The following is an 11,627-nucleotide window of genomic DNA, read 5'->3' on the forward strand; positions in this document are numbered from 1 at the left end:
GGGGGCAGGGGGAGGGAAAGTCGTTGTGATTCCAAAAATTGGATAATTTATTTTTTGGAGTTCCCTTAGCTGGGCGCAGGGGTAGAAAGAAAAATATTATCTGAGAAAATTGGATAATTTATTTTCTGGAAGTCCCTTACAATAGCATTGCATCACCTGACAATGCCATTGCATCGCCTGACAATGCCATTGCATCGCCTGACAATAGCATTGCATTGCCTGACAATGCCATTGCATCGCCTGACAATGCCATTGCATCGCCTTACAATAGCATTGCATTGCCTGACAATGCGATTGCATTGCCTGACAATAGCATTGCATCCCTCTGCATTTAAAAAGGCTACGACCCTTACGCGGTAGAAGTGCTAGTATGTCAAATATTGGCATTTAGTAGCTTCTAAGTTGTCGTTCTGGAAGACAACAACTCTACTACATCAGCCCTCTTTTTTCATATTCTTGTTTTGGCGAAGGTACTGAATTATTAACCCATTTGCACCACTTGTAGGACAACAGCAAGCCATAGAATTACTCACTCAGGCTGTCAGACAAAATCGGGTTGCTCCAGCGTATCTATTTGTGGGGCCAGATGGTGTAGGAAGAAGTTTAGCAGCCAGGTGTTTTGTGGAATTGCTATTTTCTAGCGAGATGGGAGTCACTGCGGCTTTACAAAACCGTTTGCGTCAAGGAAACCATCCAGCTTTGTTGTGGGTGCAACCAACGTACCAATACCAGGGACAACGATTAACAGCAGCAGAAGCAGCCGAAAAAGGACTTAAGCGTAAAGCACCACCTGTAATTCGGCTAGAGCAAATTCGGGAAATTACCGAGTTTCTCAGTCGTCCACCCTTGGAAGCACCAAGGAATGTAGTGGTGCTGGAAGAAGCCCAAACAATGGCAGAAGCAGCAGCGAATGCTTTACTTAAAACTTTAGAAGAACCGGGACAGGCGACGTTAATTTTAATTGCACCTACACCTGAGTCTGTTTTGCCAACTTTAGTGTCACGCTGTCAACGCATTCCTTTTTATCGCTTAGATACACAGTCTTTGGCTGTTGTACTCACACAAACTGGTCATCAAGAAATTTTGTCAAATCAGGCAGTATTGAGCATAGCAGCTGGCAGTGCCGGAAGTGCGATCGCATCTTACGAGCAATTACAAGCTATTCCTTCTGAGTTACTCGAAGACTTAAAAAAAGTTCCTGCTTCTTACCACAAAGCCTTGGAGTTAGCCAAGAAAATTGATAAGGATTTAGATACAGAAGCCCAACTGTGGTTAGTTGATTATCTTCAGCAATTCTACTGGCAGCAGTGGCATCAACCCAGCATCATCAACCAGTTAGAACAATCTCGTAAATACTTACTTTCTTACGCTCAACCACGGCTAGTTTGGGAATGTATGCTTTTATCTGTATGTCAAAAATAAAATTCTACTTACTAACTCTTGCACAAAAACCTTAAGCCCTTTAGCAATATTAAATGATATTACTTAAGTACCCGTAAATATTAGTACTTGTGTATTATTAATAATAAGCTACGCCAAGCGTCTTCTAGAGGATGCAGTGAGTTAAGAGATTGCCCCAAAACACTGAATTTTGCTCAATTGTCAAAGCTTCATAGCAAATAAAAGTCTTGCGGGGGATGACTAATAAAGGCTGTCCGATTATTGTTTTTGAAAATTGTACCCCTGACTCATGATGAACTTACCGCAGACAATTCCAGTTCTTTTTTTAGGGACTATCTTGGCTGTGCTTTCACCCCAAGTTTGTCCTGCTTTCACTGTTCAAGAGGTAGTTAGCCTTGCCAAAGCATCAAGTGATTTACCAGTAGTCAAATCAGCAGGACTGTCCCCCGATATGGATGTGCCTTGGTCGAAAGCCGTGAGAATTGTTGACCCTTTTGAAGGGGAGTTTCTTGGGGTTTTCGACCGCAACTCATTAGGTGGCTATTTGTTTCGTCAGGGTTCAACACAAGTTATTAGTTTGTGGACTCCTTCAAGTATTCGAGTTCTCGTAACTGTAAATTCGGGTGAAGCAAGGTCTCCTTTCTACACAGCAGGCCGTGGCTATCCTAGACCTGAGTTTCTTAGGTTTGTCACTACCAAGAAAGTCGATAAACTTTTGCTTAAGGTCAGGGAAAAAGTTTTTCAATTAGACGGTTCAACCGGCACTTTTGCTGTCAGTCAAGAATTAGCCACTGCTTTGAAAAATGCTCCAGATGATAACTTAGACATCAGACTAGTCTTGGAAGGTGGTCAAACTGTTGATAGCGAAATTGGCAAAGGGACGGTGAAAGCTTGGCGAAACATTTATTAAGCGATGTCTCCAACGACTATGCTTACGCATTTTAACCCAAGGATTATCTATTCTTAAGGAAGGATAAATTTTCTCCCATCTCATCAATAATTTCACTAGTAAAACTTATTTACTAAATTTAGGAAGAACGAACATTATTAGAAGCTAGCCTAATCAATTCTTCAACATTGTTTGAGATTGTATTGCAAATCGCATTTAAAGGTAAGTCATTGGGATCAAATCCGAAAGGTTCTTCAATTTCTGAACCAATTTGTTCAATACTTAATAAGGTAAAACTTACAAAAGCCATTGCTATACCAGTCCACCAATTTAACGAGCTAACAATTTCCAAAGGTAAGATCAAACAAAAAATTAATAACAGTTGTCTGAGTTTAATAGTATATATCAAAGGCAGTGGCGTTTTTAGAATGCGTTCGCAACCACCTAAAATATCTACTAAATCATCTACACAGTTATGTAGAGTAGTCAGTTGATAGACATTGAGACAATTCTGGTCATGCTGATCCTGCAAGTAATCTCCTATCCAGTAAGCAATTTGTAGGGAGGGATGATTAGTATTTTGGAGTTGTAAATATTGTTTTTCAGACATTAAGGATGCTAACTGAGTATCTAAAGGTGCTGCTCTGAGATGTAACTTCATTGCAAATGCAAAAGCAGTTACTAATCGAAGTATTGCCTCTTTTTCTACTTTATCTTTCGGTGTCTTCTCTTTAACTATTATCCAAATTCCACGAGTTAAGTTACGAGATGTATTAACTAAAGATCCCCATAGTTGACGACCTTCCCAAAATCTATCATGGGCTGTATTTGTCCGAAAAACTAATAGTAATGTGAAACCAATATTAAAACTTAAAACAGCATTAGTAATAATACTGTTTGAACCTGCGAATGCTATTGGTAATCCGAAATGATATAAAAATGATATTAAAACACCATAGACAGTACAGAAAAGTACCCAAGGAAAAATGATAGAAATAATTGATCTTTCAAGCCGAAGAGTTACTTGAAACCAATTCAATTTTTCGCCTTTGTAAAGGTGATACTTTTCTATTAAAGAGTTTTTGGAATTATTTTGAAAATAGTTAGGCCGTTTCATATTGGTAAGGTTTGACGATTACATCAATGAGCAAACTAACTTTTTTAGCTAAAGTTATCTTGCTTGAGCAAGATAGATGCAAGATGTAGGTTTCCAGATAGCGACCGTCGTGCAACTATGATCAACATAAATTATAGTTGTAACATTGAAATTTATTTCTGTGAACCCTCTTTAGGTAGGAAAATTTATGACTGTCTTTTAATTTTTCATCATAAACTTAGTTTTCTGCTTATAATAATTAAAATTCGTGGTATTTAAGTGTTTTATGAAAAAATTAGACAAAATTTAGATTTATTTAATTAAATACTCCCTTTTTCATACTTACAGAGCAGAAAATAAGGAAATATCTTAAAAATTGTTATGTCTAAAATTTTTCAAAAATAGAGCGCTGACGATTTAGTTGTTAATTTATGCTTTATTTGTCTCTCTTGAGAGGGCACAACTTCAATCAACTTCAATCAATAATTAAGTTCTATCATGCTAAAAATAGCACCATAAATTGAGAAGCAAATTAGAAAATGGCATCGATATGCAGTGATGGAGATGTAGAAATTCAGATATGAGATTCATCAAATTCATGACAATTATCTATAATTACCAGATAAGTAGGTATCGTGGCGATCGCTAACCTTTATGAGAATATTAGTCTGAAACGCCTAACTGCGTAGCCCTTCGTAGACATCATTCTTTAATTATCACAACTTTGATACTGCTGGTAGCTACGCAGAACAGATTAATATTTTTTACAGACCTCTTCACATACTACCTAAGAAAGCTCTCGCCACGACTGAGAATCGGCTTGTTTGATGTAGTCGTGTTTATAACTTATCTACACCGCAATTTCCGCATAGGTGAGTCCCAGGTAACTTTACAGTAAAACTAGAGATTGAACGTCATTGAGTCTTTGCCCAAAGGTAGAGCATAAAAAGACTATCGGCTAGATTCAGTGCCTCTTGTGCCGTCATGGGTTAGCCTGCTTTATTTATAAATTGAACTTATGAAATTCCTCCTTTTAATGAGGTTTTTACGTAAATCTTTACAATTATTTACAGTAACAATTCACTTTATGTCACTGACAGAGCAATCGCACTTGGGTTAATAATTAATACAGTATAGTTAAGTTAAACCGTACCTCTCAAGTTATAAAAAGGACATTAACTCTATGAAATTTGGTATTGATATGGGACACAATTGCCCTCCAGATACAGGGGCAACAGGCATAAAACAAGAAGATGCCTTAACAAAAGCAGTTGGGACACAATTGATACAAAAACTCAAAGCAGCAGGCCATACCGCTATTGATTGCACTCCCACAAGCGCTAGCAGTGTAACCGATTCTCTGAGACAACGAACTAATAAGGCGAATGCCAATAACGTTAATCTCTATGTTTCGATTCACTTTAATAAATTTAACGGTATAGCCAATGGCACAGAAGTTTTTGCCATTAGTAATACATCACAAGGTATTGCTCAATCAGTTCTTAAAGAGATTATTAAACTTGGTTTTCATAGTAGAGGGGTTAAAAATACAGGTTTCTTTGTTCTAAAGAATACACAAATGCCAGCTATTTTAATTGAGTGCTGCTTTTGTGACTCTAAAACAGATATGGATCACTTTGATGCTGAAAAAATGGCCGAAGCAATTAAAGATGGATTAATTGGCGAGTCACAAGATGAAGCTAAACCTGATAAAAGTTATATTTTACAAGTTACAACAAAAACAGTTCTAAAGCCTTCTACAGAACAGGCATCAGAGCTACCAAAAGAATCTCTATTTGATATTGAGCCAGGGAGTTACCCCGTTTTAGATGTCCGTTTTGAGGAAAACCATTATTGGGTTAAGTGGCCTGATAAAACTAAAGTAAACCGAAACGAGCATTTTGTTTTTGCTGGATACAGCAAAGTTATAGAAAAAGATTAGCTATTTATCAAGCAGAATTCAGGAGTCAGGAGTCAGAATTCAGTTGGGTATTCTGTAAAACTGGCGGATAACCAGTCTCCGTACTATTACAGAGAAGCAAGCTACACTTTTAGCATCTCGTAGAGAGCCTCTGAATAATCGGGTTTAAAACCCCCACCAAATTGAAAATTTGATGATCTGCCATTAGTGGCAGGTCTGAATCCTTCGGTAATTGATTCTGACTCCTGAATTTTTCTTCAAACCTAATTCATTCGTCAACACGTAAATTACCGATTTCTATAAAACATTGGGTATAAAAAACGCTTTACAATAGGCAAATATATGTCATTATTAGATGATTTAGTCAACAATTATTTTAAAAAAGATTTAGCAACAGTATTTATAAAAGTTGGTATTCTAAGTGGAAAGATTACCGAGATTAATCGGCAAATTTTAAAAGAAGTTACCCTCGCACAATGGTTATTAGAGTCTGCTAGAGGGAAAAGCGAGCTTGCTGTCAATGCTAACAATTTTGCCGGATTAAAATGGCGAGTTCCTGACATGAAAGGGTTTGCCGAACCGTTGAAAATCAAAGTTCCTTCTGAGCCAGAAGAAGTTGAGTTCTGTAAATTTACAGATATAGATGCTTTTATTATTGGTTATTGGAAGTTTTTAACTCGCACTCCCTATAAAGGCTTAGAAGATTATACGAACACGCCAGAAAACTTCCTTGGCTTTCTCAAGGCTAAAGGCTATTCCTCTGATCCTAAATATGTGAGTAAAGTTGTGGACTTACTTCCAGAGGCGCAAAAGTTACTAGCTAATGCAGGTGGAGTTACCATTCCCGCTTCAGTGGAACAATTACAGCTCATTCGTGCGCCAAAAGAAGTGGAATTAGGACAAAATTTCAGGGTTGAAGGCATAGCACCTTTAACCAACAGTAGCAAAGTTTTGTCGATTATGATCGACGATCAATTTCCAGTCGCAAGTGTAGCAATTAGTCAGGACGGCAAATGGCAATTTGATTTCGTCTTTAAACAAGAAGGCGATCACCGCATGATAATTGCCATTGATGATCAAACTCTAGAGATCCGCATTAAAGTTGTTGTTCCTTTCGATCACAAGGACGATGAGAACACTCAACAACCTACAGCATCAAGTTTACCAGGAGCGAAGGTAATTAAACTCGCTGGTAGTGTGGGAATTGGCGGAGTCAATAAAGCTGATGATGTTAAGGCTATTAAGGCGCGATTGCATGAGCTAGGCTACACATGGGTAGGTAATCCTAACAATGCAGACAGAGACAGAGGACTATTTGACGCAATCAAACTATTTCAGTCAATTATTGCTGGTAGTAGTACTGTTAATGGTGATGGTCGAGTTGATGTTGGGGGAATAACTCATCGATGGTTGCAAGCAGCTAACGCACCACGGTGGGAGTTGATGCCAAAAAGCGATCGTGATAATGGTTTCGTTAACGGTGAACTAGAAGACATCCAAGATAACCACGATTTTGGAACACACTGGTTAGCTGATGTTATTAAAAAAATTGCCCAAGATTATCAAAAGAGTTATCGTAACACTCACTCAACAGCTGCTCCATTTGCAATTAACGATGTTAGTCTTCCTCATGGAGGCGACACTCCCGACCATCATGGACATGAAACTGGTATGATGTGCGATGTTTACTTACCCCAAAAAAATGGAAATTTCGGTGGCATCTTTTGGTCTAGTTCTGAATATGATCAAGATGCTGCACGAGCTATTCTCAAGTCTATTAATAAGCAAAAGTTGGTACGGACAGTCTTTTTCAACGATCAACAGCTAATTGGAGAGAGGCTTTGTATTTATCTGAATGGTCATGATAATCATATTCATTTTGAAATTAACCCACCAGTGAGAAGCTAATTCTTAGTGAGCTGATGCGTTAGATTTCACCACTGTGTAAACCTTAGTACTTGACTAACCCAAAAATGATGGGTGAAGGTAAGCAGAGGAGATAGGGGGAGAAAAGAACTTGATTTTTTTACCATAAACTCCCTTAACCTGTCATAATCCCTGTGATCTGAGAGCATCAAAATCACAAAACTCTTATCTAGCAAGTATTTCAGGTTTATTTATGTTTTTTCCGCAAAATGTTAGTTTGCCAGAATTTTAGGGAACTCTATAAATAAGCATGGGAATTATCAAACCTAATGGCTGTAATACAAAGACAATACGGTAGCTTTTGCTACCGTTTACTCATTTTTAGCTAAAACAAATAGATATCATTATCTTCACTAAAAAAGACATTTACCAAGAGGACATAGTGAATTAATATTGTCCTTTGGTGATATTTAAGACGTAGAGAAGCATAGAGGCAGAGTAAATGGGTTAGTTTCAATATTCCATTCCCCATTCCCATTTAATGAACAGTCTGCGCTAGGGTAGGAATTGAAACTCAATTTGTGATTTCCTGTGCCTCCCTGCAAACGTCCAGCTGTATTTCTAATTTGGGCTGTTCTACTGACTTCGTTAACAGCCTGTGCTAACAGTCCAGTTGCCAAAAACCTTGAGGAATCTTTGGCGGCAGATCCTAACCTGCAAAGCAATCCAGTTGTCTTTGGAGAATCTCAGGGTAATCAACCGCAAGCACAGCAAAACGAATCAACACTTCAGTTACCACCTGATTTTCCCAAAGATATCCCACTATATTCCAATGCCAAACTACAGGAAGTGACACCTGCTAGCGGCTCAGAAAACAGAATCTCAACTCGTTGGTTGAGTTCTGACCCCAGTAACTTTATTGCTAACTTTTATAGTAGCCAGTTTAAAACAAATAATTGGCAGATTTTGCAACAGCCAACAGATGATGCAGGAGGTGTGTTTGAGGCACGTCGTAACGATTTGCTGTTGAAGGTTTCCATTCAGCCTAAATCAGTTACTAACGCTACACCTAATCAACCCCAAACAGCCACCGAATTACTAATTGACTACGTACCGAATAGTACTGCAACAGCACAATCTACCCCAACGACAAATCCTAACGAAAATACTAACGCCGTCCCTCAACCAGGCAATCCACAGTTCATTGGCCCGATACCACCCGCAAACTTGGCAGCACAGCCACCAAGTACGGCTAATAACCAAACAACTTCTACAGCCACAGCCGAATCTCAGGAATTCAACGATCTGAATAAGGCACCGCAAGAATGGCGGCAACATATCCAAGACTTGGCTGCATTAGGTGTTTTGTCTATAGAACCAGAAGCAACCAAGAGCAATACTACTACAAGTAAACAGTTTGAACCCGCTAAAATTGTTACACATCGGGAATATGCTCGTTGGCTAATTGCTGCTAACAATGCTATGTATGCCAGCAATCCAGCTAAACAAATTCGCTTGGCATCAGAAACTACTCAACCAGTTTTTAGTGATGTGTCTGCAAAAGACCCTGATTTTCCAGCAATTCAGGGATTAGCCGAAGCTGGGTTAATTCCTAGTCCTTTGTCTGGAGATTCTACAGTAGTTTTGTTTCGTCCTGATGCACCCCTAACGCGAGAACAGTTGCTGCTGTGGAAATTACCTTTAGATACTCGCCAAGCTTTACCCTCTGCTAACTTAGATGCAGTCAAACAAACCTGGGGCTTCCAAGACGCGGCGCGAATTGACCCCAAGGCTTTAAGAACAGTGTTGGCTGATTACCAAAATAGCGAACAATCAAATATTCGGCGGGTATTTGGTTATACAACTCTGTTTCAACCGAAAAAACCAGTAACTCGTGCTGAGGCTGCTACGGCTTTGTCGTATTTCGGCAGTCAGGGTGAGGGTGTATCGGCTACTGAGGCTTTGAAATTAAAGCGAAGTTAAAGCGAAGTTAAAACTAAAGTGATGCCTACGACGGGTTACGCTTATGCAGCTTTGATTCCATCACAGTCAGTTGATAGCAAGCACAAAGCTGGATAATATCTACCTTTTAGCATAGAAAGTTTGCTATTTATTTGTAATATACTTTTTTTTGTAATATATACACTTTTTTTATCAAAAAAATGTAAATCTAAGTATTTACAGCCCTTTTAGCTGTGCTTGATGAACTTTTGAGGCATAGTTAAGTAAAAAACGTAAATTAACTCAATAGGCGTACTTAGTTTTGAAGTAAGTCAAAAGACAAGTTGTCAGACTATCGCTCTTTTATTACTTTTAAACAAATTATACATACCACAGGTAAAACAAATATGAAAAAACAAGCTGTAGCGGCAGGATTTGTTCTGTTCTCTTTCATGTTGCCGACCAAAGCCTCGGCTGTAAGTTTTGATCAGCTTTATGTATTTGGCGATAGTCTTTCCGATACAGGCAATATATACAATGCTACTGGGAAAACATACCCTTCAAGCCGACGTTACTTTGATGGACGTTTTTCCAATGGGCCAATCTGGGTAGATTATCTTGGAGATCAGCTAGGGTTAAAGCCTACTTTATTTACTACTATTCCTCCCACACCTTTTCCTACCCAAGGAATAAACTTTGCCTTCGGTGGTGCTAGCTCTGGTTTAGATAATGCTATTCTTGACAATAGAGGATTACCGGGGGTACTTAAACAAGTCCTGGGTTTTGCCGAAACTCTGCAAACAAATAATCAAACTGCTGATCCAAATGCACTTTATACATTATGGGGAGGTGCGAATGATTTCCTTTTTCTTAACCCCGAAGACTCTACCACGCCAATCAATAATATATCCTTGGCGTTGAATACTCTGGTAGGAGTCGGCGCGAAAAATATTCTTGTGTTTAACTTGCCAGATTTGGGACAGATACCAGCAGCTAAAAATGGTAATCGCAACCCTACAACCTTAAGCAAATCAACTAGTGACTTTAACTTGGGTTTAGCAGAAACTGTCAGCGCTTTGAGTCAAAACCCAAATCTCAACATCATCTCTGTTGATACCTATTCCTTATTGAATCAGGCTAGCGCATTGGGTTTTACGAATGTAACCGAGTCTTGCCTAGATAGGGAAGATATATGTGACCCAGCTAACAACAAGTTTCTCATCTGGGACGATTACCACCCAACGACCGCAGGTCATAAAGTGATAGCAGATACTGCATTAGCGGCGATTCAGGCTAAGTCTGTTCCTGAACCTGCGATAAACTTGGGGATTTTAGCCGTTGGTGCTTTTGGTACGGTAGGAATGCTGAAGCGTCAACAAAAAAGGTCAGCACTTATAACAGCAGGCCGGGTTATTAATGCACAATGGTCTCATACAACAGTTGAAAATTAAACTAACTGTCTTGATGTGGGATTACGATCGCTTATTTGAAATTATTGAAGAATTGGTCATGCACCATTCCCCTAGTGGTGCAGAAGCTGAGATTAACCAGTTGTTGATGCAACGATTTGCGGCGCTGGGTGTGGAAGTCTGGTGCGATCGCGCCGATAATATTATTGCCAAGATTCCAGGAAAAAATCCAGACCGAGCGATCGCCATCACGGGACATAAAGACGAAATTGGTGCAATTGTCAAGAGTATTGGTGATGAAGGTCGTGTCAAAGTCAGCAAACTTGGCGGTTCTTTCCCGTGGGTTTATGGCGAAGGCGTTGTCGATTTACTGGGAGATAACGAAACTATCAACGGTATTCTCAGCTTTGGTTCCCGCCACGTTTCTCACGAATCACCCCAAAAAGTCCAGCAGGAAGATACTACTGTTAAGTGGGAAAATGCCTGGATTGAAACGAAGCTGACATCTGCTCAATTAGAAGCAGCTGGTATTCGACCTGGAACTAGAATGGTGGTTGGCAAACATCGCAAGCGTCCGATTCGGTTAAAGGATCATATTGCTGGTTACACTTTGGATAACAAAGCCTCTGTTGCCATTTTGCTAGCTTTGACTGAAAGTCTCAAACAGCCAGTAGTCGATGTTTATTTAGTAGCGTCGGCGAAAGAAGAAGTGGGAGCAATTGGGGCGCTATTTTTCACCCAAAATCAACGTTTGGATGCGTTGATTGCTTTAGAAATTTGTCCATTATCTGAGGAATATCCGCTTAAAGATGGCGAAAGTCCTGTACTTTTATCTCAAGATGCGTATGGAATATATGATGAGGGGTTAAATGGACAACTGCGCCAATCTGCAAAGCAACTTGATATACCAGTGCAGCTAACGATACTGAGTCAGTTTGGTAGTGATGCTTCGATTGCGATGAAATTTGGTCATGTTGGGCGTGCTGCGTGTTTGGCCTTTCCTACACAAAATACCCACGGTTATGAAATTACTCATTTAGGAGCGATCGCTAACTGTATCGATTTGTTAAAATCTTTTTGCGAAACTGAGTTTGAGTGATATTT

8 protein-coding genes are annotated in these 11,627 nt (G+C 39.3%); 7 read left to right on the plus strand and 1 reads right to left on the minus strand.

Annotated features, from left to right (window positions below; translation table 11 throughout):
• Positions 1-477: 477 nt before the first annotated feature.
• Together ACFE90_RS26575 and ACFE90_RS26580 are read left to right on the plus strand one after the other, a co-directional pair.
• Positions 478-1,422, plus strand: a complete 945-nt coding sequence (locus tag ACFE90_RS26575) for a DNA polymerase III subunit delta' (protein WP_375505435.1) — start codon at positions 478-480, stop codon at positions 1,420-1,422.
• 268 nt (positions 1,423-1,690) lie between these two features.
• The gene (locus ACFE90_RS26580) at positions 1,691-2,311 is read left to right on the plus strand and encodes a hypothetical protein (RefSeq protein WP_375505426.1); all 621 of its coding nucleotides are present in this window, start codon (positions 1,691-1,693) and stop codon (positions 2,309-2,311) included.
• 118 nt (positions 2,312-2,429) lie between these two features.
• Here ACFE90_RS26580 and ACFE90_RS26585 read toward each other — a convergent pair whose 3' ends face one another.
• A complete protein-coding gene (locus ACFE90_RS26585; RefSeq protein WP_375505427.1) occupies positions 2,430-3,407 on the minus strand; it encodes a bestrophin family protein in 978 nt (325 codons plus the stop codon).
• A gap of 1,162 nt (positions 3,408-4,569) precedes the next feature.
• Here ACFE90_RS26585 and ACFE90_RS26590 point away from each other — a divergent pair.
• The 5 genes from ACFE90_RS26590 (at position 4,570) to ACFE90_RS26610 (ending at position 11,622) form a co-directional block, all read left to right on the plus strand.
• A complete protein-coding gene (locus ACFE90_RS26590; RefSeq protein WP_375505428.1) occupies positions 4,570-5,328 on the plus strand; it encodes an N-acetylmuramoyl-L-alanine amidase in 759 nt (252 codons plus the stop codon).
• 321 nt (positions 5,329-5,649) lie between these two features.
• Complete coding sequence (locus ACFE90_RS26595) at positions 5,650-7,215, plus strand: glucosaminidase domain-containing protein (RefSeq protein WP_375505429.1); 1,566 nt, start codon at positions 5,650-5,652, stop codon at positions 7,213-7,215.
• A 549-nt stretch (positions 7,216-7,764) separates the two neighbouring features.
• A complete protein-coding gene (locus tag ACFE90_RS26600; RefSeq protein WP_375505430.1) occupies positions 7,765-9,156 on the plus strand; it encodes an S-layer homology domain-containing protein in 1,392 nt (463 codons plus the stop codon).
• A 365-nt stretch (positions 9,157-9,521) separates the two neighbouring features.
• A complete protein-coding gene (locus tag ACFE90_RS26605) occupies positions 9,522-10,565 on the plus strand; it encodes an SGNH/GDSL hydrolase family protein (protein ID WP_375505431.1) in 1,044 nt (347 codons plus the stop codon).
• Positions 10,566-10,578: 13 nt separating this feature from the next.
• The gene (locus ACFE90_RS26610) at positions 10,579-11,622 is read left to right on the plus strand and encodes a M42 family metallopeptidase (RefSeq protein WP_375505436.1); all 1,044 of its coding nucleotides are present in this window, start codon (positions 10,579-10,581) and stop codon (positions 11,620-11,622) included.
• Positions 11,623-11,627: the final 5 nt, after the last annotated feature.

Origin of the sequence: uncultured Nostoc sp., from assembly GCF_964245445.1 — a bacterium.
Lineage (GTDB): Bacteria > Cyanobacteriota > Cyanobacteriia > Cyanobacteriales > Nostocaceae > Nostoc.